General features: G+C 40.1%; 29 protein-coding genes and 8 pseudogenes. 12 read left to right on the top strand and 25 right to left on the bottom strand.

Annotated features, from left to right (window positions below; genetic code table 11):
* Nucleotide 1: 1 nt before the first annotated feature.
* From MY7_RS08765 to cgeC, 6 genes are all read right to left on the bottom strand, one after another.
* Nucleotides 2-1,333: an aspartate aminotransferase family protein gene (locus MY7_RS08765; protein ID WP_007612025.1), complete on the bottom strand. Its 1,332-nt coding sequence runs from the start codon at nt 1,331-1,333 to the stop codon at nt 2-4.
* Between the two features lie 247 nt (nt 1,334-1,580).
* A complete protein-coding gene (locus MY7_RS08770; protein WP_007612027.1) occupies nt 1,581-2,027 on the bottom strand; it encodes an AraC family transcriptional regulator in 447 nt (148 codons plus the stop codon).
* A 137-nt stretch (nt 2,028-2,164) separates the two neighbouring features.
* Nucleotides 2,165-2,305, bottom strand: coding sequence for a YjcZ family sporulation protein (locus MY7_RS08775; protein WP_007612029.1), 141 nt, complete (start codon nt 2,303-2,305; stop codon nt 2,165-2,167).
* A 78-nt stretch (nt 2,306-2,383) separates the two neighbouring features.
* On the bottom strand, nt 2,384-3,163 hold the full coding sequence (locus tag MY7_RS08780; RefSeq protein ID WP_007612030.1) for a GNAT family N-acetyltransferase: 780 nt from the start codon (nt 3,161-3,163) through the stop codon (nt 2,384-2,386).
* 38 nt (nt 3,164-3,201) lie between these two features.
* The gene (locus MY7_RS08785) at nt 3,202-4,473 is read right to left on the bottom strand and encodes a glycosyltransferase family 2 protein (RefSeq protein WP_007612031.1); all 1,272 of its coding nucleotides are present in this window, start codon (nt 4,471-4,473) and stop codon (nt 3,202-3,204) included.
* Between the two features lie 64 nt (nt 4,474-4,537).
* Entirely contained in the window at nt 4,538-4,837 is a 300-nt protein-coding gene (gene cgeC / locus MY7_RS08790) for a spore maturation protein CgeC (RefSeq protein WP_029326145.1), read from the bottom strand.
* A 210-nt stretch (nt 4,838-5,047) separates the two neighbouring features.
* Here cgeC and MY7_RS08795 point away from each other — a divergent pair, with 210 nt between their 5' ends.
* Together MY7_RS08795 and MY7_RS08800 are read left to right on the top strand one after the other, a co-directional pair.
* Nucleotides 5,048-5,479: a hypothetical protein gene (locus tag MY7_RS08795; protein WP_029326144.1), complete on the top strand. Its 432-nt coding sequence runs from the start codon at nt 5,048-5,050 to the stop codon at nt 5,477-5,479.
* Nucleotides 5,480-5,485: 6 nt separating this feature from the next.
* Nucleotides 5,486-6,442 (top strand): CgeB family protein, encoded by a 957-nt coding sequence (locus tag MY7_RS08800; RefSeq protein WP_007612045.1) that lies wholly within the window; start codon nt 5,486-5,488, stop codon nt 6,440-6,442.
* 49 nt (nt 6,443-6,491) lie between these two features.
* Here MY7_RS08800 and phyC read toward each other — a convergent pair whose 3' ends face one another.
* Nucleotides 6,492-7,643: a 3-phytase gene (gene phyC / locus MY7_RS08805; protein ID WP_007612047.1), complete on the bottom strand. Its 1,152-nt coding sequence runs from the start codon at nt 7,641-7,643 to the stop codon at nt 6,492-6,494.
* A 315-nt stretch (nt 7,644-7,958) separates the two neighbouring features.
* Between phyC and MY7_RS08810 the strand changes: the two genes are divergently transcribed.
* Complete coding sequence (locus MY7_RS08810) at nt 7,959-8,384, top strand: SDR family NAD(P)-dependent oxidoreductase (protein ID WP_007612048.1); 426 nt, start codon at nt 7,959-7,961, stop codon at nt 8,382-8,384.
* A gap of 33 nt (nt 8,385-8,417) precedes the next feature.
* Here MY7_RS08810 and sprB read toward each other — a convergent pair whose 3' ends face one another.
* The 3 genes and pseudogenes from sprB to MY7_RS08820 form a co-directional block, all read right to left on the bottom strand.
* Entirely contained in the window at nt 8,418-8,594 is a 177-nt protein-coding gene (gene sprB / locus MY7_RS19560) for a recombination directionality factor SprB (RefSeq protein WP_007612049.1), read from the bottom strand.
* A gap of 2 nt (nt 8,595-8,596) precedes the next feature.
* Nucleotides 8,597-8,776, bottom strand: a pseudogene (locus tag MY7_RS08815) (hypothetical protein); the annotation flags it as partial.
* A 190-nt stretch (nt 8,777-8,966) separates the two neighbouring features.
* Nucleotides 8,967-9,311: a DUF3221 domain-containing protein gene (locus MY7_RS08820; protein WP_224224354.1), complete on the bottom strand. Its 345-nt coding sequence runs from the start codon at nt 9,309-9,311 to the stop codon at nt 8,967-8,969.
* A gap of 461 nt (nt 9,312-9,772) precedes the next feature.
* Between MY7_RS08820 and MY7_RS08825 the strand changes: the two genes are divergently transcribed.
* Both MY7_RS08825 and MY7_RS08830 read left to right on the top strand, forming a co-directional pair.
* Complete coding sequence (locus tag MY7_RS08825; protein WP_007612058.1) at nt 9,773-10,009, top strand: hypothetical protein; 237 nt, start codon at nt 9,773-9,775, stop codon at nt 10,007-10,009.
* A gap of 125 nt (nt 10,010-10,134) precedes the next feature.
* Nucleotides 10,135-10,509: a YoqO family protein gene (locus tag MY7_RS08830; RefSeq protein WP_029326142.1), complete on the top strand. Its 375-nt coding sequence runs from the start codon at nt 10,135-10,137 to the stop codon at nt 10,507-10,509.
* Nucleotides 10,510-10,525: 16 nt separating this feature from the next.
* On the opposite strand, the pseudogene MY7_RS20150 reads toward MY7_RS08830, so the two are convergent.
* Nucleotides 10,526-10,604: pseudogene (locus MY7_RS20150) on the bottom strand (hypothetical protein); the annotation flags it as partial.
* 138 nt (nt 10,605-10,742) lie between these two features.
* Nucleotides 10,743-11,195 (bottom strand): hypothetical protein, encoded by a 453-nt coding sequence (locus MY7_RS08835; RefSeq protein ID WP_007612060.1) that lies wholly within the window; start codon nt 11,193-11,195, stop codon nt 10,743-10,745.
* 378 nt (nt 11,196-11,573) lie between these two features.
* On the opposite strand from MY7_RS08835, the gene MY7_RS08840 reads away from it, so the two are divergent.
* Both MY7_RS08840 and phrK read left to right on the top strand, forming a co-directional pair.
* Nucleotides 11,574-12,689, top strand: a complete 1,116-nt coding sequence (locus MY7_RS08840; protein ID WP_029326141.1) for a Rap family tetratricopeptide repeat protein — start codon at nt 11,574-11,576, stop codon at nt 12,687-12,689.
* Complete coding sequence (gene phrK / locus MY7_RS19175) at nt 12,686-12,808, top strand: phosphatase RapK inhibitor PhrK (RefSeq protein ID WP_016936664.1); 123 nt, start codon at nt 12,686-12,688, stop codon at nt 12,806-12,808. Before MY7_RS08840 ends, phrK begins: the two co-directional genes overlap by 4 nt.
* A gap of 40 nt (nt 12,809-12,848) precedes the next feature.
* On the opposite strand, the pseudogene MY7_RS19180 reads toward phrK, so the two are convergent.
* Nucleotides 12,849-12,953: pseudogene (locus tag MY7_RS19180) on the bottom strand (DNA polymerase); the annotation flags it as partial.
* 387 nt (nt 12,954-13,340) lie between these two features.
* On the opposite strand from MY7_RS19180, the gene MY7_RS08850 reads away from it, so the two are divergent.
* The gene (locus MY7_RS08850; protein WP_007612064.1) at nt 13,341-13,739 is read left to right on the top strand and encodes a hypothetical protein; all 399 of its coding nucleotides are present in this window, start codon (nt 13,341-13,343) and stop codon (nt 13,737-13,739) included.
* A 338-nt stretch (nt 13,740-14,077) separates the two neighbouring features.
* Here the strand turns inward: MY7_RS08850 and MY7_RS08855 are convergent, their stop codons facing one another.
* The 6 genes and pseudogenes from MY7_RS08855 to MY7_RS08880 all read right to left on the bottom strand — a co-directional run bounded on the left by MY7_RS08855 (nt 14,078) and on the right by MY7_RS08880 (nt 18,540).
* A complete protein-coding gene (locus tag MY7_RS08855) occupies nt 14,078-14,416 on the bottom strand; it encodes a hypothetical protein (protein ID WP_007612065.1) in 339 nt (112 codons plus the stop codon).
* A 210-nt stretch (nt 14,417-14,626) separates the two neighbouring features.
* Nucleotides 14,627-14,947, bottom strand: a pseudogene (locus tag MY7_RS08860) (GNAT family N-acetyltransferase); the annotation flags it as partial.
* 238 nt (nt 14,948-15,185) lie between these two features.
* Nucleotides 15,186-15,783, bottom strand: a pseudogene (locus MY7_RS08865) (SMI1/KNR4 family protein).
* A 62-nt stretch (nt 15,784-15,845) separates the two neighbouring features.
* A complete protein-coding gene (locus MY7_RS08870; protein ID WP_029326140.1) occupies nt 15,846-16,343 on the bottom strand; it encodes an SMI1/KNR4 family protein in 498 nt (165 codons plus the stop codon).
* A gap of 8 nt (nt 16,344-16,351) precedes the next feature.
* Nucleotides 16,352-18,067 carry a T7SS effector LXG polymorphic toxin gene (locus tag MY7_RS08875; protein ID WP_007612069.1) on the bottom strand — a complete coding sequence of 572 codons (1,716 nt, stop codon included), beginning with the start codon at nt 18,065-18,067 and terminating at the stop codon, nt 16,352-16,354.
* Nucleotides 18,068-18,103: 36 nt separating this feature from the next.
* A pseudogene (locus tag MY7_RS08880) lies at nt 18,104-18,540 on the bottom strand (SMI1/KNR4 family protein).
* Nucleotides 18,541-18,803: 263 nt separating this feature from the next.
* On the opposite strand from MY7_RS08880, the gene MY7_RS08885 reads away from it, so the two are divergent.
* From MY7_RS08885 to MY7_RS08895, 3 genes and pseudogenes are all read left to right on the top strand, one after another.
* On the top strand, nt 18,804-19,769 hold the full coding sequence (locus MY7_RS08885) for a thermonuclease family protein (RefSeq protein ID WP_007612070.1): 966 nt from the start codon (nt 18,804-18,806) through the stop codon (nt 19,767-19,769).
* 361 nt (nt 19,770-20,130) lie between these two features.
* A pseudogene (locus MY7_RS08890) lies at nt 20,131-21,815 on the top strand (recombinase family protein).
* A pseudogene (locus tag MY7_RS08895) lies at nt 21,791-22,411 on the top strand (polysaccharide biosynthesis protein); the annotation flags it as partial. The pseudogenes MY7_RS08890 and MY7_RS08895, both read left to right, overlap by 25 nt.
* A 40-nt stretch (nt 22,412-22,451) precedes the next feature.
* Here the strand turns inward: MY7_RS08895 and msrB are convergent.
* Nucleotides 22,452-22,886 carry a peptide-methionine (R)-S-oxide reductase MsrB gene (msrB, locus tag MY7_RS08900; RefSeq protein WP_007409536.1) on the bottom strand — a complete coding sequence of 145 codons (435 nt, stop codon included), beginning with the start codon at nt 22,884-22,886 and terminating at the stop codon, nt 22,452-22,454.
* Between the two features lies 1 nt (nt 22,887).
* Nucleotides 22,888-23,421 (bottom strand): peptide-methionine (S)-S-oxide reductase MsrA, encoded by a 534-nt coding sequence (msrA, locus tag MY7_RS08905; protein ID WP_007612075.1) that lies wholly within the window; start codon nt 23,419-23,421, stop codon nt 22,888-22,890.
* A gap of 128 nt (nt 23,422-23,549) precedes the next feature.
* Here msrA and MY7_RS08910 point away from each other — a divergent pair, with 128 nt between their 5' ends.
* A complete protein-coding gene (locus tag MY7_RS08910) occupies nt 23,550-23,975 on the top strand; it encodes a MarR family transcriptional regulator (RefSeq protein ID WP_003153639.1) in 426 nt (141 codons plus the stop codon).
* A 50-nt stretch (nt 23,976-24,025) separates the two neighbouring features.
* Here the strand turns inward: MY7_RS08910 and MY7_RS08915 are convergent, their stop codons facing one another.
* From MY7_RS08915 to MY7_RS08930, 4 genes are all read right to left on the bottom strand, one after another.
* Nucleotides 24,026-24,589 (bottom strand): YpmS family protein, encoded by a 564-nt coding sequence (locus MY7_RS08915; RefSeq protein WP_029326139.1) that lies wholly within the window; start codon nt 24,587-24,589, stop codon nt 24,026-24,028.
* A 9-nt stretch (nt 24,590-24,598) separates the two neighbouring features.
* Entirely contained in the window at nt 24,599-25,354 is a 756-nt protein-coding gene (locus MY7_RS08920; RefSeq protein ID WP_003153635.1) for an SGNH/GDSL hydrolase family protein, read from the bottom strand.
* 77 nt (nt 25,355-25,431) lie between these two features.
* Nucleotides 25,432-26,013, bottom strand: coding sequence for an SCO family protein (locus MY7_RS08925; protein ID WP_029326138.1), 582 nt, complete (start codon nt 26,011-26,013; stop codon nt 25,432-25,434).
* Nucleotides 26,014-26,111: 98 nt separating this feature from the next.
* Complete coding sequence (locus tag MY7_RS08930; RefSeq protein WP_007409532.1) at nt 26,112-26,363, bottom strand: DUF2535 family protein; 252 nt, start codon at nt 26,361-26,363, stop codon at nt 26,112-26,114.
* Between the last annotated feature and the right edge of the window lie 9 nt (nt 26,364-26,372).

Below are 26,372 nucleotides of genomic sequence, written 5' to 3' on the forward strand. Positions count from 1 at the left end.
CTCAATCCTTCTTCATCATTTTTTCAACTTCTTCTGCGGACTGGGAAAATAGATCTGACAGCTCATCCAGCTCGGCATATGAAATCGTGAACGGCGGGGCAATGATGACGGCGTCTCCTTCTCCGCTGTCAATGCCGGGCTTTGCAGGGTAGATAAGCAGGCCCCGTTTTTTTGCCGCTTTAATGATTTTTTCGGTGAAGGCCTGTTTTTTCGAAAAAATGTCCTTCGTCGTTTTATCCTTAACGAATTCAACCCCGATCAGGAGGCCTTTACCGCGGACATCCCCGATCACCCCGCTGCGCTCTTTGATTTCTTCTAATTTCCGCTTCAGCGTTACGCCTTTTTCCTCTGACTGCCGGAGCAACTCGTGTTTCTTAACATAGCGAAGCACTTCAAGCGCCGCTCTTGCACAGTATGGGTTGGCACTGTACGTATGTCCGCTCATAATGACCCCGGAGCCCCGCTTGATCGTTTCAATGATGTCATCAGACGCAACGGCTGCCGCTATCGGAGCGTAACCGGCGCCTAACCCTTTTCCGAGCACCGCGATATCAGGTGCGATCCCCCAATGCTCAGAAGCAAGCATCCGCCCTGTTCTCCCGAGCCCCGTCATGACTTCATCCGCGATAAACAAAATACCGTGCCGGCGGCAGACCTCCTCAAGCGCTTCATAATAACCTGCCGGCGGAGTGATGGCTGCTCCGGCTGCTCCGACAATCGGTTCTGCGACAAATCCCGCGATAAATGAGGAACCGATCCGCTGAACAGCCGTTTCCAGTTCAGCCGCCGCAGCTTTCACAAATTCCTCTCCCTGCAGCTCAGAACGATACATATTAGGTGCTGAAACGGCCGGAAACCGTTCGAGCAGCTGGGTGAAGCGATATCTCCGTTCGTAGAACCCCGATAATGAAAGCGCTCCCAAAGTAATGCCGTGGTAACTGCCCCATCTTGATAGGAAGACGGATTTTTGGTATTGCCCTTTTTCCTGCCAATATTGAACGGCCATTTTCATCGCTGTTTCGACTGCCTCTGAGCCGCTGTTTACAAAAAATGACCAATTCAGCCCGCCCGGCAGATGATCAGCCAGAAATAAAGCCAGTTCTTCTGCCGGAGTACTGGTGAATTGCGAGCGATACACAAACGAAACGGAGTCAAGCTGCTCTTTTAAAGCTTGTATAATATCCTCCGTGCCGTGGCCGATATTGCAAGTGACCGCCCCCGATGCTCCGTCAAGATACTTGTTCCCCTCCTGATCATACACATATGATCCCTTTCCATGACTGACTGACGGATAATTTGCGTCAAGCTCCGGTTTGATTAAATAGCTCCCCATATCTTTCCACCTCAAAAACCCATTTGCTTCATTGTATGAACAGATGAATAACCGCATTCTTATCCTTCAGAAAGTTTTTTGCAGAAAATACCTTTCCGTAAAACAGGCTGCCGGAGATGTCCCGACAGCCTGAAGAGCGTTCTGGAAATTCTATTTCTATTGTTGATTTTATTCTTTGCTCAGTTCATCATCACATCATTTTTGATCTGAATCAGTATAAGCAGAAGGCGGAAAATCCCCGTCTTCTTTACTGTATGGGAATCAATATTTCACACAAATGATGATTCACCTTTTGTAAAGTATACCTTTCGATAATGGGCTGTTCTCTGATTGATAAATTATTTTTTTCGATCTCAGAAAAAACAGTATTCCAAAATCCACTGACTGCCTCTTTTGTATGATCAAGCAAGAAGACAGCGTACTTCCCTCCGGAAAATGTACCGATCCGGGCTGGTTCAGGCACATGGTCTTGATTGATAACAAGACAAACATCATAACGGCATTTCTCTTTAGGAGTACGATTCGGATGGTCTTGCGGAATTCCTAAAATGACAGAATGATCAAGCAGACCATTCAATTGCGCCCAGTTTTTAAATGACTCCATCAGTTCTTTGTTTTGCTTTCCGCCATACTCTCCGATGTTTCGGAAATAAGCAATTCTTGATTCAGGTAATTCTTCAATCGTTATGTTCACATTTTCGCCCCCTTCTCCAGAAGGTAATATGTATTAAAATGTTTTTCAAGCTGATTTTTTCAGCATGGAAATAACAAAAAGCCTGCAGAAAGTGATGTTCTCTGCAGGCTGATTTTCATTATTGGATTTTTTTCAGTCTAACAAATAAAAGCCGCACCGACGATGATTAATAAAATAAACAATACCACGATCAGCACAAAAGTGCTGGTTCCGCCTCCGCAGCCGCCGTGCCCGTAACCATAGCCAAAACTGCCGCAACCGTAGCCATATCCGTACATACGTAAATCATCCTTTCTTCTTACGATATACGGCATTGTATGCGGGCCAACTCCCAATTGGTTTATGCGAATGCCCAACTATGTAAGAAAATAATGAAAAATTGTATGCACGCGCCGAAATCTTTTGAAGCCGAGTTTTTCATAAAAGCGGTTTACACCGTCCATCCCGGACGTCACAAGGTATACGGTTTCCATGCCGTTCAGCTTTGCCGCCGCCATCAGCTCATTCATCAATATCGATCCGTAGCCTTTTCGTTGGAATTGATCCAGAATTGCGACTTCTTCTATTTTTGCGGTTTTATCTGCTTTGTTGATGAAAAGCTCTCCGCAGCCGATCGGAATCGTTTGCGAGGCGTCGCTGTAGCACACGACAAGCATAACCGTTCCGTCCTTATACAAAGGATATTTCCGCTCAAGCTTTTGTTCGGCCGCCGCCTCGCCAATGTAAAGGGCATCATAGATGTTCATAATAGACGACCCGTCGGCGAGGCTTTTTTCCGTCCCCCAAGCAGTGAGCGGGTGTCCGGCCTGCCGGTCCCCATTTTCCAGTTTCCTTGCAAAAAACAGCTCATCTTCCACTACGCAGCCCTGCTTTACCAGAGTTTGTTTCAGAAGAAGCGGAAACGCGTGCTCCGGAGCCGCTTTCACATGAATATAATTGGCTTGAAGCATGCCCGGAACGGACGAAAAAAACGGCAGAAGTTTGTCTAACGGAAATGTACGGTGCAGCTGAACAAAGTTATGCGAAAAAATCTGCGGCAAAAAAGGGTCCGTATATACACTGAAATGCTCGAACCTCTGAATGCCGGAAGTAAGCTCTATATACTGCTTCTCGGTTTTATCAAATTGATCGGTCATAAAAGCTCTCCTTTTCCTTACACATCCAACTGCATCTCTCAACCTTTTGTTATATTGAGATTTCTCATAATTTCATCGTACACCGGATAGAACGGCATTCCAATTGGTAATTGTTTAATTTGCTGAAAGGAAATGGGTATCGCCTTCTGATTCGCAAAAAAGCGTTTCGCTACGTCATGACTGATCGGATGGAGAACCCCTCTCAAATAAACATAAAATTCCCGTTCAATGCGAAACAGCATTCTCCCGGGCAGATGTTGAATACAGCCCGATGTCCCCCGGCTGATCGGCGGACCGTCCGGAAGCGCTTGTAATTCGTCCCGTTCTAAAGCCGGGATGTCATGCCGTTTAAATCGGTAAAAGCGAAATGCGCTATGATCAACCAGCCTTTTCTCCCCGTCTTCTATAAAATAAACATGAAACTGATCCCTGACGAGCTGAAAATTCGGAATACTGACGGAGTTCTCTTCCTCATATTGAAATAAAAACGGATCCGGAATGACGACGGTTCGCCCTTCATATAACGTGTGCCAGCGCTCGTTTACAGGCTTCCTTTTATTTCGGTCAAGCTGATATACTTTCTGGTCCGTCCCTTTTACAAAAGACCCATCGATCAAGACAGACGGAAGCGATTGATATGTGTTCTGAAATGAGTGAGGTGTTTTATAGGTCGTATCCAACACTTCTTTTATCGGCAGAAATGATGTAAATGTGTTGAGCCTGCTCCAAAAAACAGAGTCTCCGTGATTCCAATGCATAACATCTTCGTCCCAAAAGCTGTCGAACTTCTCTTTCACACGCTCAAGCAATGATCTCCGGTGCATCACTGAACAGTGATCAACGAGAAAAGCGGCCTGATCAAGCACCTCTTCAGCAAAACGATAGAAGTGGAATTGTTCTGTTCCGCGTCCGTTTACATGTATCACCTTCTGGCTGGAATAGACGGCATCAAACTCGCTGCATTGATTAAGCGCTTCCGCCATGCGGCTGAGCCTATCCGGATGAAATACGGTGTCGTCTGTCAAATAAGTGATGTATTCGCCTTTAGCCCGTGAAAGCGCATCATTAATCAAAACGGCATACCGGGTCGACTTCAGCCGTTCGGCAGGATTGATAAAACTGTTGTCATAATATATGCGAGGATCTTTTATATACGTGCTGATGGCAGCCGAGGTTTCTTCATTTGAATGATCATCCATCACAAACAGCTCCCAATTGCTGTAGGTCTGATGCAAAACACTTTCAATCGCCTGTTTCACAAGATCCGGTTTGTTGTAACTCGTTAAGATAATTGAGATCTTCTTTTCCATCCCATCACCCCTTCTGTAAAACGTAAAAAACGGCTCCGAAAGAGACAGAGCCTGATATCCGTTATTAAAAAGCACCCCAGCTGACGATGCTTGAAATCGCGACGTTTGATCTCGTATTATTGAGCGGATTTTGAAAAACGGCCAAATCTGACAGCACTTCTTTGACAATTACGTTTTGCAGTGTGCTGCCGTTAATCAGATTGACGCACGATACAGGAACCCCAAGCTCTTTTGCCATTACAAGCTGACGCCGCAAATCTGAATGATCTCCGGACGGCTGACGGGATAACAAAAGAAGAAGAAGCAGTACGAGCTGAAATTCCTCCTCAAAACCCCCGTGTTTTACAGTTTCTCCTGAATCCAAAATATTCCTCTCCTTCATTTTTTAATCTATACAACGTATGTCATACTCTTACAATCCGCATAGGCAAACAAAGCCTGATTCGAAAATTCAGCTGTTTGATTAAATATTGAAAAAAACACAAGCAAAACGGCATTCGACTTATACCAATCTCTTCAATCAGGAATATGAATAAACGTGAGGTTGAAATTGTTAAAGGAGGTGTATGTCCGCATGAGCGAGGATCGTTTGGAGCTTAAAAAGAACTTATTGAAGACTCTTTTAGCCCCTGTATTTGACAACAGCGCTTTATCTGGCGGTACAGATGGAGGAGATAACGTGAAAAACAGCGTAAAAGAATTATTGGAATCGGCAATTGATGCAAAAGTAGATGAAGCAGCGGCGAAAGACAGTCTCAGCGCACAATCTGTATTGGGAAGCGGTATTTCATTAGCGGCGAGATGGATTTTTGCAAGAATTCAGCCCGGCACTGTCATCAGCATTGTGATGGATTCAGGAGACATGATCGGCCCGGTTCAATTTGTTGCCTTTGACGAAATTCACGGAATCGTTTTTGTTACGCAGGAAAATTCCGTTACACCGGCAGGCTCTGCTACAACATTGCTTGACGTCGACAAAGTTGAAAGTGTCACGTTCACTTCGTAACAGCATATGAACGTTTTATATATCCGTTCAGGATATAAAGGCATATACACGTATTTTGACCGCTGGATCGAGGAAGGCTTTTTACAGTCTTCCGTCCGCTTTTTTTCTGTTTCTGAGTTTGAGGAAGATACCATTCGCAGTATACGGGCATTCAAACCAGACATCAGTCTGATGATGACGGGAGACCGTATTCCGTCTGAATGGCTTCAATGGCTGAAGACAGAACAGATTCCCGTTTATCTATGGATGACGGAGGATCCTTTTTATTTCGATGTGAGCATGACAATCGCCCCTTTCGCCGATGCCGTTTTGACGATAGAACAAAACGCGCTTGATGCTTACCGGCAAATGGGCTTACAGCACGTATATTATGTCCCGATCCCCGTTAATCAGCGGCTTTTTAAGAAACAACCTGCTGAAGCCTCTCTTCACACAAATCTGCTTCTGATCGGATACCCGTATCCGAACCGCGTTGAACTGGTGAAAGCAGCGGCAAAGCTTCCGTATACGCTTCGTATCATCGGGAAGGGATGGCGCAGACATCTGCCTAAAAAAATCGCCAGGCAGCAAAATGTGCTCGTAATGGATGAATGGATTGCACCCGAACGTGCCGCATTATATTACAACAGCGCAGACGTGGTCTTAAACCCTCACCGTTCTTATCGGTTTGCGCTCAATCAGAACGGACGCGGCATCGAAAATATCAGTTTAAATACGAGAAGCTTAGACATTGCGGCTTGTCAGGCCTTTCAGCTGACAGACCTTTCTCCCGCGCCCCCGTTTTCATCATTTGTTTCTTACAGCGGGCTTGCGGATTTTGCGGATAAGATCCATTTTTATATGACAAACCCGGGTGAACGTAAACAAATCGCGGCGCTTAACTATCAAGAGACAGTACCGGCGTACACGTATGACCTGCTGCCGGCTGTGCTTACGGCTATCCGTTCCAAGACTTTCTCATGAAACGCTCTTCACATCAAAAAGCAGCTTGGATAAGCTGCTTTTTTCATGTTTATTTTCCGCTTCTGTCAGTCAGTTTTCTCGGGTCAACCTGTTTATTGACCTGCGGGTGAAAGCCGATTTTATCAGCGATTCTTTCCCATGGCACCATTTTAAAATTTTGATTGGCCTTTTGGCCGTGATCTATATTTTCTCCGTCCTGTGCGACAAAAAGGCCGAACGGATATTCAGGCCCCAGCCCGAAACCCAGAACGTCAATTCCGTCTGTATCGCTTGTGCCGTCTGTTTCAGGCCCGTCTGTTATCTGAAAGTCCGCAACATATTTGTTCTGTCCCTGTCTTTCATAAATCGCGTAGCTGCTGTTACCCTGGCTTGATGCAAGCAAATAACCTTTCCCGTCAGCAGCGTAGTAAATCGTCAGTCCTTCAATATCAGGGGTTAAATGCCTGCCGTCGGCACGATCGATCACCGTTCCGTTACTGCCGCCGTCCGGCTCAGCGCTGAACTTCCAGATGGCCTCATCTTCTTCTGCGATATAAAGACTGCCGTATTCATCGTCTGCTGCCATCCCTTCTGTCTGAGAATTCATTTTAAACGCCCTTACCTTTTTGCCGGATATGTATCCATTTTTATCCGCATTTAATTCGTATTGTTCAAATTCGCCTTCTTTCCCAGTCACCATCGCGTAATATTTTCCTGTTTTTTGACTATGGTACAAGCTGAAACCGTATACTTCATCAATTGCTGACGCAATCGGGCGGTCTGGGTTCGTAATGCTTTGTAATGTGCCGTTTTTCCCGTCAATGGCGTAAATCTCAATGGTATTCTTTCCTTCAGACCGATTGGATGCCGCCGCAATATCGACTTTTTTTCCGTTCAACGGAAAATCATAGCGGATATCAACATTGTTCAGCTTCCCGGTATGATAGGAATGAAGCATCTTTCCCTCTAGGCTGTACACGACTAAGCCTGATTTTTTATTGGTTGTGATCAATTTGCTGTTCTGAGGATTCTTGGAGTCCAGCCAAATCGCAGGATCATCAGCTGCATCACCGGCTGTATCAACCGGTTCCGTTTCCGCCGCCGCATTCACTGTAAAATGATAAGGATCAGACAGTTTATGCTTGGCCTGGGAAGAAACCGCACCGCATGTGAGCATCAATCCGGCTGCCGCGGTTAACAAAAGTGTTTTTGAATGATTCATTTTCCTTCCTCCTTTTATGAAAATGCACTTTAATTGTAAAATACATACAGGAAGTTCAGTGTTAAGTTTTTGTGAAGATTGTCCGCATGTGAGAATTTATGAAGAGAAAAAATTGACGTGAGCAAATATTCTCGATGAATATTTAGTACATTGTTTTATTTGTAAGTTCTATTCTATTAACCGGGTAAAGCGATATGAAAGCGCATCAGATTAATGTTTTTCTCTAATTTTTGATTTATTGGTTTCTTTCATTAACTCGCTGAAATTGTTCAACATATGATGCATGGTAGAGAAACGAGAGTTGGAGGATAAGCCATGCCTAAACAGCAAGCAGTAGAGCTACAACCGTTTTTTCACGATAAAACTGTTCTCGTCACAGGCGGGACAGGATCAATCGGAAGCCAAATTGTAAAACGCCTTTTGCTCTTAACCCCTAAAGAAATCATTGTGTTCAGCAAAGATGACAGCAAACAATATGTGATGAAACAAAAATACGCCGATGAACAAAGACTGTCGTTTGTGCTCGGCGATGTTCGTGACTACAGAAGAGTCAACCAAGTGATGAAAGGTGTTGATATTGTCTTTCACACAGCTGCGCTGAAGCAGGTTCCGACATGTGAGGATAATCCCTTTGAAGCCATTCAAACCAACCTTATCGGCGGACAAAATGTCGCAGAAGCCGCTTTGCTGCAAGAAGTGACGCATGTGATTAATATCAGTACCGATAAAGCCGTTTATTAAGATACTTACCACAAACAAATCAAAAAAAGAAGCTTACTCTGCACTCCTTTCCAAAGCAGCCTCCAATAAATGCTGAGCAAATTGTTTATAAAATTCATCTAAGTCATTACTCGCTTCATCCTGATCTATATAACGGATACTGTAATTATCTTTATGGACAACCTTTATTGTTTTCTTCTTTAATTCCTCATAACGTTGGTAAGGTTCCAAAACTACACCCCCGCTTTCACAGGAGTATTATATGTATGTAATGGTTCGTCTCTTGACTGTTCTTTCTTTATCAAAGCCTCGGAAAGCTTGTTCAAATAATATGTATGGTTAACTTTTTTCTTTATCCAGCGTTCAGTACCGATCTCTTCGCATATGAATATGGGAATGCTGGCTTTATTCAAGGTGCCCAGTAATTCAAAATGTGTTCTTGACATATGCCTTCTCTGCACCTGAGTCAACAATCGTCAAATAAATCTCGGGGCAGGAATAAGCCACCGCGAATAAAGAATGAGATGAGGTTTGAAGACATTATTTCTGTTTAATATGCCGCTTCAGTTTTGCAGCGGTATTCCTAGGAATTAAAGAGATGTACTAAATACTTTCAAACTTTGAGATGTTTGTTTTTGGAGGTGAAGATTCATTTAATTTTTTATACCAAATACGAATTTTTTGTCCTTTGCTCAAGTCATCTTTATTGTTAAGTTGACTAAGCCCCAGTAAAACTATATCCGATCTATACTTTTCAATAATCTCTTTTTCACTAAGATTTTCATAGTCTTTAACATCAGCTTTTTCATTAGGTATGAGAATTGCTTGATTCTCTCTTTTTAAAATGACATAGCCGACCATAGTTTGCTCAGCCTCCATAAAATGTTTGTTATGTTGGTTTTGACACCCTAATGTTATACATAACAAAATTAATAGCATTATAAACACTCTATACAAGTTAAAACCGCCCTTCTTGCATATTTGTAACAAGAATAAAACACCGTTTTAGGAAATGACAGACTAAAACGCCTCATGTTTATGAATTTAAACAAATTCCTCCTAGACAAATGGAACACGGTGAGGTCTTCACCATTATAGAACCGCACAAATTGCATCATGAAATATTCAATTGACTGATCAACCACATCACCTTCTTTAAGCGATCTAATGTTTATATTATAAGGTCCTATAAGTCTATACACCTTTCCGCTTAATCATTTTGCTTATCTATAAGCAGTTTACATTAACTAAGGGTATGTACAGTTTTTCAGACATGTTCAGCTTGTCCTTGAAATGCCGGATTGCTTTATCTTGTTCTTTACTTAAAATGTTTATCATTTAATCATGCTGACTTAATATAATGTTTAAGTGTTTTTATATGGGGGAATATGTGTAAGGAGGCGGTTTATTTGAAAAACGATCAGAAAATAACACTTGACTCTTCTTTTGCGTTATCCACTCTTATTGTCTTACTTATTGCATTGTATCCATCCTATTCTTCTTGGTTTGTCACAATATTTCTTTTAGGATTTGCACTAATATACACATTTGAAAAAAAGAGCAAATCTTCAAAACTAATTGCTGTTATCTCTTATCCATTATTTATTGTTGCGTTTGTTTACAGCATAATAAACAGCATGTCATGATCCACTCTAAATTTGTTCTTAAAATTACGATTTTAAGTTAAGTTTAAACTGCATTATGTTGAGAATATCACCTTTAATTGGTAAGCTGACATCTAAGGTCATACTTATACAAAGCAGGTGATATATTGAATAAAATAATCGGAATGACCGGATTAATTATCTCCTTACTTGTGCAAGGGTTCTCAGCAAGTGATTCATTGACTCATAAGATCGCCATGGCTTGTCTATTCTTGTTCTTATTGGTTTATAATTTTAACCATACTAAGGAGTTCTCTAAAAAGTCTCTGGCGATTATAGGCGCTTCCTTTATTGTGCTAATGCTTGGAATTTATCAATTTCTCTTTTTTACCGATGATTACTTTGAAAGTCGCGGTTTAAATTTTGGATTTATCCTCTTACTTGAAATTGTTTTAGTTATTGGATTAGTGACTGCTGCGCTGAATTTAATTAAGCATATTGCAGACCGCTTAAGGAAAACACCTGATGGTAAAGAGCGTTGACTCTTTGCCTTTTTTTAGCTAACCATTTCTTTTTATGCCGTCTTTCTATGTACAAAATCAAACGCAATATCGACTTTTGCCGGCTCTCTTCTGTCAAATGATGAATTGACTCCAGACATTCCATCTTAATGGACTCTTCTTCATTTTTCACCAGAATTTCTCGATCAATTACCTTTTTGACAATTTACAAAAGATCCAGTCGCATTGCTCTCTTTGATAAGAACTCTACATTTCTAATAGCAAGATTGAATATTGTTTGTTAATACACTCGGCCCCAACTTTTGTGTCTTAGAATTTGAAAGGCGTACTTGCACTTTAACATTTGTCATTTCAGCTGATATGGAATCAATCCTTCCAGCCCAATTAGGACTCTCTCCCTCGGGAGTCGGATATAGTTTAAATCGCCAACTGATCTCCCCTGTTTTGGCGGCAAATCCTTCATAACTGTCGTAGCTTCCATAAGAAGATGGTTGAGGAAGGTGGACAGCAAGAATACTCATATTCGTTCTTGCAGCACTTGGCGGATAAAACTGCACTTTATAGATTAGTGCCGCACCCTTCGCATTTTTCAGTTTTTGATTCACCGGTTCGAGTACTGCACTACAAGGCATTGGACTTGCTTTCATTTGAGTTGGAGAGGCAATAACAGCAGCCAATAAAGGTATAACCAAGATAAATCGTTTCATCTACATTCCCTCACATTTTTTTGTTAATTTCCCTTACTCCCGCCTTGAATATTCATCACTTTTGAATGGTTAGCTTTATTAAAAGGTGAAAAAGGCAGTACTGGAGCTAAAGGAGCTACTGGTGCTGCTGGTAAAGATGGAAAATCAGCATATGAATTAACCGTTCAACAAGGTTTCTCAGGAACATTAGATGAATGGCTTGCCTCACTAAAAGCAACAGCAAACTGAACACGTACCCTTCTCTAACGAGGAGGGTATTTTTTTCGTTTTTTCAAATTAGAAAATCCCAAAATCTCTACATCCTTTTACAATTTTTTCAATGACTATGTTATGATTATTCCCAAAGGATTTTTGAAATTTTCAGAAAGAGGGGTTTGGATGAGCAAGATCGCTTCAGAAGTTGTTGCTACTACACTGAATGATTGGTACATTGCTATAAAGAAACAAAAGGTACATGAGTCAATAAAATATTACTCAGAGATTAAAAGTCTGTTCGATGATATGGAAGAGGATCAAGAAGTTCTTGCATATTACAGTTTATTAGAAGAAAGACACAAAATGTTGCTACACTCTTCACGCGGAGAGCCTTTACAAAAGCACACTTATTTCACTGAAGAGAATGAAAATTTCATAAAAAGAACGAACGATAAATTGGAATATAACTTTTATTTATTCGAAGCAATGTACGAGGCATACAACAAAAATTATGATCGAGCAATTAACTTATATGGATTAGCTGAGAAAAAGCTTGCAGAAATTCCGGATGAAATTGAAGCAGCTGAATTCTACTCCAAGGTCTCCTACTTATACACTCTTGTTAAACAAAGCATTGTGGCACAACACTATATCAAGAATGCAATTGCAATATATAAGCGACACCCTGACTATAAATGCAAACTGGCAACTTCAACAATGATTGCGGCTGCAAACTATTCCGATATGAAACGGTTTGAGGAGTCAGAAACATATTATTTAGAAGCAATAGACATTGCACAAGAAACAAAGGATGAATATTTGGAAGCTCAGTTATATCACAACCTTAGTATCGTGTATTCTGATTGGGACAAACCTGATAAGTGCATTAAATCTCTCGAAAAAGCTATTGGAAATGAATCTTGGATGAATTCAAATTATTATATAAATTCTTTATTCATGATGATTAAGGAGCTATTTAAAATTGACGAAAAAATGAAAGCCATTAATTTTTACAATAAAGCACAGGAAAGACTCATATTAATGGAGAATAAGGTATACGAAGCCAAAATTAGCACCCTATACAACCTATATTGTGGTGAATTAAAAAACAACTTCAATAATTGCATCCGTTACATTGAGTTTTTAAAACAACAAAATGACCTTGAAAGTGTAGATGAATTGTCCTACATAGCTGCAAAAAGGTTTGAATCAATAGGTGCTTTTGAAGAAGCAACAAGCTTTTTCAATGAAAAAATTTGGGCTGAACAGAAAATGAATCAGGTGGAGGGAATCTTATGAAAAAAATTGTGCTTTGCGTATCTATTTTAACTGTAATTTTAAGTGGGGTAGCTTTAACGCAATTGAGTACAGATTCACCATCTAACATCCAGGTAGCTGAAAGGCCAGTCGGAGGTTAAAAATTAATTTAGCCCTACTCATATGAGTGGGCTTTTTATTTTATAATTTGTGGCCACCTGTCAAACCTGCTCTATGCAAAGCTGTGCCTCCAGGTGTATAAGAAACAACTCGTAAGATCGCTTTTAATCCGTATTTATTTCTTATCATCCATAACAAAATTATGGACGCATGAAAGTGGTAAGGAATTATCAGAACAACTGGGGTAAGCGATTCAAAAGCAAAAAGAAACAGTATGTTAAGGGCGCAGATATCTATGATAAGGTAAAGGCCCAGAGATATGCTAGTAGTAAAACAGGTAAGCCTTATTCAGTGGCTGCAACCAAAAAAAGCACAAATAAATAGTATTGCTCTAAACTTGTGTGGCAATCATACAAAAATACAAAAGGAACCGACCTAGACAGTAATGGAGGCGCACTTGTCACACCTGCAGATATTGACCGCTCATTAAAAACTGTCTGCTCCTAATCATTTGCTTTGCAGATTTATTCTGCAAGTGTCTTTTTATTTTATATAAAAGATAGGGAGCGTTATATGAAAAAGTCTTATGTTTTATATGGGATTTCAGGAGTTCTAATTGGTGCAATAGTTATATTGTTGATCTATGCAATCTTTATAAATAAAAGTGAACACTCTGTACGTACTTCTAAAATTAATTCAGCCGAAGATAAAATCTTTTTTATCTATTCAAATCCACTCATCAAGAAAAGCGTACTCATATCCACATCCCAAGGAGAAAAATTCAATAAACGATACTTTAAAGTACCGGATATACCATATATCCAGAAAAAAACCCCTTCTTCAGACGATATCGTCTTGTTAGCTGAACATGAACCATATTATTACACATTAAATAACAACACCATTAAGGATCATCAATTGTCAAATCCATTTGCTTTTTGGTATCTAGGAGAGGAACGTAAAAGCCTATAATGTCGACACCAATGGAAATGAACTGAAAGTAAATGATAAAAAGTTCAATAAGAAATAGACCTCCCTTGAGCTGGAAACCTGAAGGGTTAGGTCTATCATGAAACTACATCGAGCAAGCCCTTTGATGGGCAGCTTTTTGTACAGAGCCGGGGTGCTACCAACACCCTGGTCTTTTTATTTTATGCAGCATTTCTTATTAAAGAAATAGTAATATAACCAGTTTGTATTTCACAGTTTGATTATAACAGATTAAATGAAATAATTGGAATGTTTACAAAAATTTTGTTTATTGGATATCATCGTTATTTTATTTAGAGCCGATAAGAAGCTTTAATGTATCAATGTGCTTCAACACTTTCTAAATACTTTTCATGTTGTTCTTCTAAAAGATTGATATCCTTTTTAATGATTTTAACTTTATATTTTTCTTTAGCTTCCTCAGATAAATTGTCGTTTAGATAGCGCCGTAATTCTTCTTCATTTTTTGTTTTATCCATACCAATTGATATGACTGGGTCTGTTTCTCCAATTCCAAAGCTAAATAAGCCAAATTCATCCCATGCACTTTCTAATACTTCCTCAGTGGATTTTTGATTTTTAAAAGAATGTGTAACTGCGCCATACATGAACACAGAGAAACAAACAATGATCAAGACCCCAATTAATTTCTTTTTCATTGTCTCCTCCTTTCATTTCGAGAATACCATAAAATACAATACATGAAAAAAATTACTCAGCCAACAGTATCCTAGTTCAGTACGGGTTGGTTTTGAGAGGATAAATGCTAATCCGCATCTTAATAACGATCTAATTAGATTAGATTAAGTTACCGTCTATCATCGTTTGTGAAAGTAACCTCCCACACATTCACCATAATCTCGGGAATTTTATTTTAATACTTTTAGGAGTTTTACATATTCACCATATTCATCTTCACCAAGAAATAATACGGTTGTAAAACCCTTCTTTTCATATAGATACCTTGCGTTTAAGTTATCTGTATCTGCACCGAGTGTTATTTCCTCATATCCAAGTTGTTTAGCATAATCAATCAAATAATCAACAATAATACCACCTATCCCACAATTTCGATATCCTTCTTTAACAATCATACGAGATAGATAAATGCGTTTATCCGGAATGGTATAATCTGGGTCATTGTTTTGAAAAACTAACGATCCTTCTCCTATAAACTCGTCATTCACTGATGTAAATAAAAGTAATTCTGTTTCCGCTTACTAATTCGTCATAAAACACCTTAGCCATTTTCTTTTTCTTTTCCATGTCCCAAATATTATTACACTTATTTAATTCTCTTCGGGTTTTAATTTCTTTATTTGGTACGAATCCATAACCTCTCTCCCTTTTTATATTTAGTTTCTATCGAAAATAAAAAGCTCTCTTTCTGAGAGCTTAACTTTGCAATACTTTTCCTAAAAATAAAAGCTAATTGTCCTTACCAAAGAGCAATTTTCCAAAGTCATTGTCTAAAATCTCAATTTCCACATCAATGTCATTATCATCAGTTTCAATTGGTTCGTCTACTAAACTTAGGATAAACTCCTCAAACGAATTGGCAATTAGGAAAAAGTCTTTATCAGGCTGACTTAATTCGTGATCCCAAAACAAAACTTTTTCATTGTCGATGTCCATACATATTTCATTACCACCTGCCGAGCTTGCTATAGGAATAATATTCCTAGGAAAGCGATCAGAATAAGTATTAATTGCTTCTTGGAGACTGTTATGATCGTTAGCTAAACCATAGAAGCTCTCTAGTAATTGTGTATCATCTTCCTTACCCATCCAAGGATCTTTCTCTATAGGTTTGTAGCAAACGTCATACTCAACTTCATCTGTTGTTTTTTTACTTTCTAAATAACAGCCTCCATATCCCTTCAAAAAATCCTTATAGTCGGAAGGCAATTGATTACCTATATTTCTTTCAATTTCTTTGAGTTGTTCATTTGTATTATTGCTAGGATCTGTTTTTTGCATAAATTGAAAAATCTTTCAACTTTTGTTTGATATTATAGAAGCTCATATAATCCCCTCCGCATTGCACATTTTTAGCACTGAACAATTGCAATACTTTTGTTTAATAGATTATTCAATTTCTACGCCATCATACGCATCGCCTAGTGATATATAATCATCTCTTAACCAATACCAATGTTTACCCTTATTCTCAAGCAGTCGCTGTACTAAATCTGTAAATGAACTTGCTATCACCTGTGTTTCGCCGACTATTCCATGTCGATCATAAAAGCTGTCATAGCATTTTCCTTTTCGCTCCTCGTTTAAGTCAATTGTTATGTATTCTCCTTTTCCATCCGTGCAAACAATATACCACTCGGATGAAATATCTTCTTCACAAAGTTCCCCAACAATAACGGGATTAGCCAATTTAAACTCTTGTGGACTTATTATATATATTGGATAATCTGCATTTTCAAATAAAACTGCTCCGCCACATTGCTCATAAAATTCACTAACATCTCTTGGTAGTTGATGCTTCTCGTCTATTGTCGGGAGACCATCAGCTTCAAACAGCCGGCAGTCTGATGTAGAAGCAATCTTCTTGATTAACATATGAATACTCAAGTCCACACCTACTTTCTAAAATTGTATTGATTAAATGAGTTATAATATTGCTGTCTCGCTTCTTTAGGAACATTAGCAGCATCAAACATCTTCTCAGTAAGTTCTTGTATTTCTCTGGGGGATACTTCTTTCCAGTTTACTTTGCTGCCAACTTTCTTCCCTGTTTTTTCGAACAACCATTCTCTATATACTTTCTTGGTAGCGTTGTGTTGTTCCTTAGTTAAAGCTACTGTTGGTGTGTTACTCCCTCTACTCACATAATTCGGAACATTGTGTTTAGCCCATACGTCCATTACACCGTGATGATTCTCTAAGGGACTGTTACTCGGTCTATAGTCAACAACATCGAAAGGTTTTACTTCTTTATCTGACCTTTTAGCAAAACTCATTAGTTGATTTTTCAAGTTTGCTCCATCCACTACATTGTATGGCACGTCCCCTGTCAGAGCAAGATCATACTTTGGATTATATGGCAGCAAATCCGGAATTTTAACATCCTTCATTTTCTTCCCTGCCTGTCCTGCCCTGTTTATGACCTTCCCCGCCGCATCAGCTTTGTTAACGGCTCCTGCGCCTTTCGTTCCGACGACAGCCACAGCTGCTGAACCAATTGCATATGTCACCCATCTTGATCTGGAGTAAGCATCTCCGTTCACCATATCTTTTTGATACGATTCCTCGATTGCTGCTGAAACAGCATCATATGTTTTAACAGGATGAAGTACTGCATTCCCCAGTGCTGACAGTGTTTCCCCCGGATCGGTTATGAAGTCCCATAAACCGGTTACCGTGTCTTTCCCGACATCATATAAACCAACGCCAGCTCCTTTTAAAATATCCCAAGTCACTTCTCCGGCTTCTTCCAGCTGTTTTGCTTGTTCAAGCTGAATGACATATTGCTGCTGGGAAGGTTCAAGGTTCTCGTAACCGATCTTCTTCGCAATTTCCAAGTATTCCTCCGGATCGGTCAAACCGTCAGCGAGTTTTTTCTTCAGATCCTTGATTTCCCGCTCTTTCGCTTCTTCCTTCTTAATCGTCAAATAAGCATCTGAGTGTCTTGTAATCTCGCCTTTTTTCTTATGTATGTCACTTTCTCTGTATGCCTTGGCGTTATAGTGAAGTGGAGTGGCGTTTTTCCCTTTTCCCGTAGCGTTTTGGAGCTGTTGAAAATCTGCCTGAATGAAATGTTCATTTGCCTCGGTTTCTGCGTATTCTTTCGTTAGATTGTGATCAAGCTTTCCGAGCTTATGTATGGTCTCATCCCGTTTTTTATCTGCTGAATCCAGCTTTTGATCGACATCTTCTGTAGAGAAAACTTCTAGATGAATGATATCACTGATTTCATCAAGGATACCTTTCATTTCATTGCGCTGCTCCTGCATGATGGCTTGTGATTTATTCTTCGTATGAATCAGCTCGTGTTCTAAAAATGACTCTTCCACAAACGAATTGGCTAATCCGGCATCAGCTACTTTTCCTGAAATACTGTTAAGAAACGCAATCTTCATATCCATCAGATCAAGCCAGCTGTCTGTGACACCAGCGTGATCTTGAAAGAATGCTTTAATGTTGTCTGCGCCTTTGCCTGAAAACTCACTGTCGTCTAAGTCAGCCATTCCCTGAAACGCTTTTCTGAGATTGATAAATTGTTCTCTAATCTGATCGTATTGTTTCGCCCGCTTTTCTGCGGCTGAAATGAACGAGGCTGCTTCAAATACTTTCATTTACGTCTCCTTTCCACTTGATCTTATCTAAACTCTCTATTCTGAAACATATTTATAATATTCTTTAATTTTCGGCTTTACTTCCCAGTATTTAGTTCCGTTTGATGACACCAACATGTCAAACCATATCTCAAAGTTAGAGTCTAAATATACCGTATCTTCAATATTATCAATTGAATCCAGATACAACATATATCCTAATCCCTTATTTGATTTGTGTTTACATCAATAACATACCTGCCATCATAATGATACCCAATTAGGACATATCCCTTAGGGAAGTCTTGAACTGCATTAAATTCAATTATCCCTTCTGTGCTTAGAAGCTCAATACCATTAAACATTTCCATTCCATTGTGATTGAATAGGAACTCTTTATAATCATCAGGCAAAGTTACCCCTAACATCTTTTCTAAACTATTAATTTCTTGAGGACTGGCTGGGTCTCTGAATTGAAAAGCAGCATCTTCCATGACATGCCCTCCATGTTGGAGCATAGGAAAAGTTCCGTATTTAGAAACAGCTTCCTTTATCCCATCAAGAGTCATGCGAATTAACTTTCCTTCTTCCATTTAAATTTCCCTCCTTTAAGGTGTTTAGGTCACTAAATTTTACCACACAACTGTATTTGAGTGTCCTAAAATGCCAAACGGAATTTACAATCTTTGGTTTTATATTTATAATAAGGAAGGTTTGTCCGATATAGAGACAGAACAAACAAATTGGGGGAATTACATTGAAGAAATGGCTGTTAGGTATTGGCGCATTATCTCTAAGCTTTTCTTTGGCTGCGTGTGGATCTGATTCTGCTTCTACAGATAAAACAGATTCAGATAAAGCTAAAACAACGCAGCAAGAAGAAAAGGATGCAAAAGAGACAAAGGCAGACACTCAATCAAACGACAAAAGCAATAATGACAAAAATGAAAAAGCCGAAAATGCTTCAAAGAAGGATTCGTCGGATAAAAAGGCGTCTGACAAAAAGAAAAAGCTGGTCGATGTAACACTTAACAGAACAGTTGATGGGAATACGATTAAAGTTAACTATAAAGGCGGAGTCAAAACTGTTCGTTATTTACTTGTTGACACGCCTAAAACTAAGAACCCAAACTCTTGCGTACAACCATATGGTGAGGATGCTTCAGCAAGAAACAAACAGCTGGTTAACAAGGGAAAACTTCAACTGGAGTTTGATAAAGGAGATCGTACAGACAAGTATGGGAGAATGCTGGCTTACGTTTATGCAGATGGCAAATCAGTACAAGAAACACTGCTTAAAGAAGGATTAGCACGAGTAGCTTATGTATATGAGCCAAACACGAAGTATTTAGACACGTATAAGAAAGATGAGCAAGCTGCGAAAGATAAAGACTTGAAGATTTGGAGTAAGAATGGATATGCGACTGATAAAGGATTTAATGGCTGCGTAACGAAACCGAAGAAATCAGTAAGTGTATCTAAGCCGGCTCAAAAGTCAGTTACAACACACCAATCCGAGACACATAAATCGAACTCGAGCAGTTCAGCATCAAGCAGCTCTTCTAACTCTGCACAAGCCTCCCCTTCTGCTGGAGGAACAGAACACTTTGCAAACTGCACAGAGCTGAGAAAGAAATATCCGCATGGTGTACCAAGCACTCACCCTGCTTATACATCTAAAATGGATCGCGATAATGACAACTTTGCATGTGAGAAGAATTAATTATTTTGAAGTCCTCTGAGGCTTCTTTTTTATTTGGGTATTTTCTTAGCATGTGAGGGAGCTCTGCGGCCCCCGTTTCACTGTTTAATATCAGGACATTCAGATGAAACTGATTTGAAAAATTGTTGCAAATTCTTATCTGCCACTAATGAATTGCGTTGACATTTCAAGAAATGAACAAAATAAAAACCCTGTTAATTACAGCGGCGTTTAATTAAAAAATGAACACGATTAGAATAGATATTCAAACAATACAATCCTTACAATATATTACGTTATTTTCGTATTCAATGTCAGACAGAATATTGTACGAATACTTCTGTTTTTACAGTAAATACAATAAAGAGGAGGTGCTGATTTTTTGGAGTTAAAAAACATCGTTCATTCTTACAACATTACAAATATTTTGGGTTATCTTAGACGCTCTCGTCAGGATATGGAGCGAGAAAAAAGAACAGGCGAAGATACGCTAACAGAACAAAATGAACTCATGAATAAAATACTGAAGTCGATTGAAATCCCCTATGAATTAAAAATGGAAATCGGGTCAGGAGAAAGCATTGAGGGTCGCCCTGTTTTTAAAGAATGTCTTAAAGACCTCGAGGAAGGCAAGTACCAGGCAATTGCTGTTAAAGAAATAACAAGACTCAGCCGCGGGAGCTACAGTGATGCGGGACAAATTGTTAACCTTCTTCAAAGCAAGCGATTGATTATCATTACACCATATAAAGTTTATGACCCTCGAAATCCTGCAGACATGCGTCAGATTCGTTTTGAATTGTTTATGGCCAGAGAAGAATTTGAAATGACCAGAGAGCGTATGACAGGCGCTAAATACACATATGCGGCACAAGGGAAATGGATTTCCGGACTAGCGCCTTATGGATACCGGTTAAACAAAAAAACATCCAAACTAGTCCCAGTCGAAGAAAAAGCAAAAGTCGTTCAATTCATCTTTAACCTCTTTTTAAATGGGTTGAATGGAAAAGATTATAGTTATACAGCGATTGCTTCTCACTTAACAAAATTACAAATACCGACTCCATCAGGAAAAAAGCGCTGGAATCAATACACAATTAAAGCAATTCTGCAAAACGAAGCGTATATCGGAACTGTTAAATATAAGGTTAGAGAAAAAACAAAAGACGGTAAACGAACAATTAGACCTGAAAAGGAACAAATTGTAGTATCGGATGCACATGCCCCTATAATAGATCAAGAACAATTTCAACAATCACAAGAGAAAATTGCAAACAAAGTTCCCCTGCTGCCTAATAAAAACGCATTGGAATTAAGTGAATTGGCAGGCGTATGCACTTGTTCTAAGTGCGGTGAACCATTATCTAAATACGAAACTAGGCGAACGCGAGAAAACAAAAACGGCACGGAAAGTGTATATCACGTTAAATCACTCACTTGCAAAAAGAATAAATGCACTTATGTGAGATATAACGATGTTGAAAATGCCATTCTGGATTACCTCTCTTCTTTAAGCAACTTAGATAATAAGACTTTAACAAAACATATCACTTCAATGATTTCTAAATACGAAGACGTAAATAGTAATGTGAAAACAAAAAAGCAAATGTCTGAACATCTTTCACAAAAAGAACAAGAGTTAAAAAACAAAGAGAATTTTATCTTTGAGAAATATGAGAGCGGCATTTACACTGATGAACTTTTTTTGAAGAGAAAAGCTGTTTTAGATGAAGAATTTAAAGAACTCCAGATTGCTAAGCATGAGCTCAATGGAACCCAAGAAGCGAAATCAGAAATAGACAGTAATACAGTCAGAAACAACATAAATAAGATAATTGATCAATATCACATTGAAACAAGCACAGAGAAAAAGAACGCGCTATTAAGAATAGTCTTCAAAGAAGTTATCGTTACGATGACACAAAAAAGAAAAGGGCCAATTCCGGCTCAGTTTGAAATCACCCCTATCCTGAGGTTTAATTTTTCGCTTTCGATCTCACCGTCACTGATAGTCCCTCACAATACAGTAAATACCTTAAAAAACCGATAAAGCCGTTTCCCCGGTAAACACAATGGGAGCTACGAAGCTGTTGTCCGAGAAGCTGTTTCATCAGGCGAATCATCATGTTCAAAACCGCGGTACGGTATTTTGTTCGGTCCGCTTCGGCAATGTGCTAGGTTCACGCGGTTCCGTTATTCCTATTTTATTTGAGCAGTTGATGGCAGGCGGTCCGCTCACCATTACGGATAAAAACATGACAAGGTTTTTTATGTCGATTGATGATGCCGCATCGCTCACCCTGCAATCTGCGGCGATTACAAAGGGCGGAGAAACGTTTATTTTTAAAATGGAGTCCCTGAGGCTCGAAGAACTGCTTCACGGGTTTGAGGAATATGCGTCCCGGCACGGGCTGCCGCGCCCCGCCGCTGTTGAAGTGGGAAAACGTCCCGGTGAGAAACTTCATGAAGAACTGACCTCTCCTCATGAGACGGAATCTTTATATGAATGGGGCAACCTTTACGCGATATTGCCCGACCCCGCCAAACATCCGGAATTTCGGAAGGTCAATCTCCCCAGATATCAATCCGATCAGGCGCCGCTCATCACAAAAGACACAATCGTAAAGATTATTGAACGATTACATGAAGAAAAAAAAACATAGAAAAAAGGCCTGTCTGATAGGCAGGCCTCATTGCTGAGCTCTATTTTTCAAATAAATGCAGGCAGGCTTCATAGCCCTCTTCCTTCAGCTTGTCTTTCGGAATAAACCGGAGTGCCGCAGAGTTAATGCAATAACGGAGACCGCTTGGCCCCGGGCCGTCATTAAATACGTGGCCTAAGTGGGAATCCGCTGTTTTGCTTCTCACTTCCGTCCGGATCATCCCGTGGCTTGTGTCCAGTTTTTCGTCAACCTCTTCTTCCTCAATCGGTTTTGTAAAACTGGGCCAGCCGCAATGAGAATCGAATTTATCCAGAGAAGTAAACAAGGGCTTTCCCGATACGATATCAACATACAGCCCCTCTTCTTTGTGATCCCAGAATTCATTTTGAAACGGCGGCTCCGTTCCGTTATTTTGTGTGACTTCATATTGCATGCGGTTTAATGATTTGATTTTTTCTTCTTTATTAAAAGCCATCTTATCTGTCCCTCCAATGCTCATCCAGAAAGCCTTGACGTCCGGAACCTACACGGTAGCGCCCGTAGTGATCAGGATTTTTCTTATAAAAGTGCTGATGATAGCCTTCCGCTTCATAAAAAGTCTCAGCCTTCAAGATGTCTGTCACGATCGGCTTTTTAAATATGCCGCTTTCTTCAAGCTGTTTTTTTGAGGCTTCAGCGATTTGTTTTTGTTCATCATTATGGTAATATATCGCCGCCCGATATGAACTTCCGCGGTCTGCAAACTGGCCGCCTGCATCAGTCGGGTCGATCTGCTGCCAAAACAGCTCGACAAGCTTTTCATACGGATAAATGTCAGGTTGAAATGTGATTTGAACGGCTTCTCTGTGTCCGGTCGTTTCACTGCACACTTCTTCGTAAGTCGGATTCTCAGTATGACCTCCTGTATAGCCGGACACCACCTTTTCAATTCCGGGCTGTTCGTCAAACGGCTTCACCATGCACCAAAAACAGCCGCCTGCAAATGTGGCGATTTCTTTTTTTTCTGACATACGGGTGCCCTCCTTTGTTCATACGTGGTATTATTATATTATAGCATGTATAAACAGAATAAAAATAATTCTGCTTTCAGGGGAAGCTAAACGAATGCCACGCTGACTACATATTGGAGGTTCATGATTTGAAAGTAAGGACACAAATGATGTATGATATGGAAGCTTTGCTTCGAAAAGTGTTTAAACAAATCAGAAATGAAGTTAATGAAATTCTAGATAAAGAGCTGTCCAGGAACGAATTCACCATTTTGCGGATTCTCAGTGAACAAGGACCTAAAAAAGTAACGGAATTCGCCCCTATTCTTGAGGTCTCCGCAAGCCACATTACCGCAGTGACCGACGCTTTAGTAGAAAAGGAATGGATCACCCGCATCCGTTCTAAAGAGGACAGGCGAATTATCAGAATCCATATTACGGAAGCCGGGGAGAAAATTGTCGATCATTTCAACCAGAAAAAAACAGAATACTTTTTTAAACGGTTTGACTGCTACTCTGATGAAGAGCTTGCAACGTTAATCAAACTGTTCAGCAAACTAGACAAAAAACGCTGACACGAAAAAACACAAATCCCTGAAAGGATCTGTGTTTTTTTTATGAAAACTTATTGTTTCGGATGATAATAGGAAAATTCAATTTCATCCGTGTCAAGATTGATTTTATCCGCTTTTACATACATGCCGTTGTCTAAAGGCATTTCTGACAGACGGATCTCGATGCTTTTATCCCCGGAATGAACGTGCACAAATGACGGGAGTTCATAAAAGCTGTCCATATAATTCAGCACAAAGCTGATCGGCAGGCTTAATTCGCCTAATGAAAACTTCGTCACTTTCAAAACCACATCTCCGTTCTCCTGTACGGACGGTTCAAATGTGACAACCGCATTAATGGAGGTTGAGAATGCTTTGATTTTACCTGCCACGTGCACATCGTTATTGATGTCCACTTTGTAGTCAAGCTGATTCGATGCCTTCTCTTTTAAGTATGCATTCACAAACCTGGCAAGAGATTCTTTGGAGCTTGTGATATGAAAGCCGTACTCACTTTTTGTCTGATCTTGTATTTTCGCCTGCTCTCCCGGCATAACCAATAATGTCACAATTACCGCGGCGGCAATCACATTGAGTGCGAGAAGAACAAAAAACAGCGATTTCCACTTTTTCATCATTTCACCCTATTCTGCTGGTAACCCTTGTTTTTCAATGATGCCGTATAATCGATCGGCGATGAGTGCATATCCTTTTGCGTTCGGATGAAAATCATCATCCTTTGAAATCCGTCTGCTGCCGCTTTTTTGACTGAACAAGTCTTCAACATTCACCGCGGCGGCGTGGGGATCTTTTTCCAGCTCCTTTGCGGCGATCTTGTTCCAATCCGTCACAACCCCATTAATTTCTTTTAATTCAGGCAGCGTAAACGTGAATGGATTATACATGCTGACATACACCAGCTCTGCGTTTTCATTATATTTGCGGATTTTTGAAACGATCGCCTTGAATCGTTTTTCAAAAGGTTTCTCTTCCTTTTGGAACGGCTGAACCGTCAGCTGCATCATATTCTGGCGGAGCACCTTCATTAAGTCATTGCCGCCGATGGTAAAAAAGATATAGTCGGCGCTCTTTAATGATTTCTGAACTTTTTTATTATCAAGCTTTTCCAGCAGGTCCGACGTTTTGTCGCCCTGCACCGCATAATTTTTAATATCTACCGTTTTCACATGTCCCTTTTTCTTAAGGGACTCCGCTGCCCTGCCGACGTATCCTGAACCGTCAGGATCTCCTACTCCTTCAGTCAATGAATCACCGACCGCAGCTATGACAATATGATCTTTCGTTTTCGGTTCTTCAGCGTCAGAACCGGTGCGCTGGACAGAACATGCTGATAAAAGCAAAGCCAGTCCGGCGATCAATGAGAACATTCGCAGCTTCAATCTGGTTGCTCCTTCCCCGTCTACTAGTGGAAAGTGTAACATGTTTTTTCAGATTTGAAAATGTCTAATCTGCCAGTTTACTTGAGCTCCTCAGCCGCTTTGACATCTGAGAGGATATCATCATACGGAACCTTCTGCACACCGTCATAATCTTTAAGCACCTTGCCGTCAGGTCCGACTAAATAAAAAGAGGTTTGATGTATGACCTGGTCCTCTCCCTCCGGCTTTTTGACGATTGCTTTAAAGCTGTTCAGCGCAAAATCTTCAATGTCCTTTTGGCTGTAACCGGTCAGAAAATCCCAGTTGCGAAGCGAAAGCGGATATTTGGAAGCAAATGCTTTCAGCTGTTTCGGCTTATCATTTTCAGGATCTACACTGAACGACACAATCCGCACGTCCAGGTTCTCAGCCTTCAGTTTTTTTTGCAGTTCGGTCATGTGGGCCGTCATCGGCGGACAGACTGTATTACAATTTGTAAACATAAAGTCGGCAATCCAGACATGCCCCTTCAGGCTTTTCAGTGACACTGTTTTTCCGTCTTGGTTCTGATATGAAAACGGTTCAATCTGATAGTTCAGCGGGTCTTTTATCGTTTTCCCCCCGCAGGCGCACAAGAGCAGCAAACAAAAGACGGCAGCGAAGATTTTCATTTTTTTCATTTCCATTCCCCCCATGGATAAAACGCTTACAGCATTCATCATAAAAAAATTCCCGCACCCTCCCTTATCAAAAGGAAGGCGCTAAGGAATATGCACCGTTATGCGTTATGTTTTAAAATCTCTTGGTTGAAAACGGCCTCGTAATCTTTCCACTTCATACGGCGCTTGACATATTGTCGGAATGAATACACTGTTCTCACACTTTGTGAAGCAAAAACCTCTCTCAAATAAAGCTCAAGGTGCTGATGAATTTGAAAAAAATAATGTTCACCTTCTGTGACAACCGGTATTTCTGTCACTTTTACCTGAATCCCGTCCTGTCGTTTGAACTCTAGGCTTTTGAGTAACAAGATATCAAT

Source organism: Bacillus sp. 5B6 (assembly GCF_000259405.1).
In the GTDB taxonomy this organism is placed as follows: Bacteria; Bacillota; Bacilli; order Bacillales; family Bacillaceae; genus Bacillus; species Bacillus velezensis.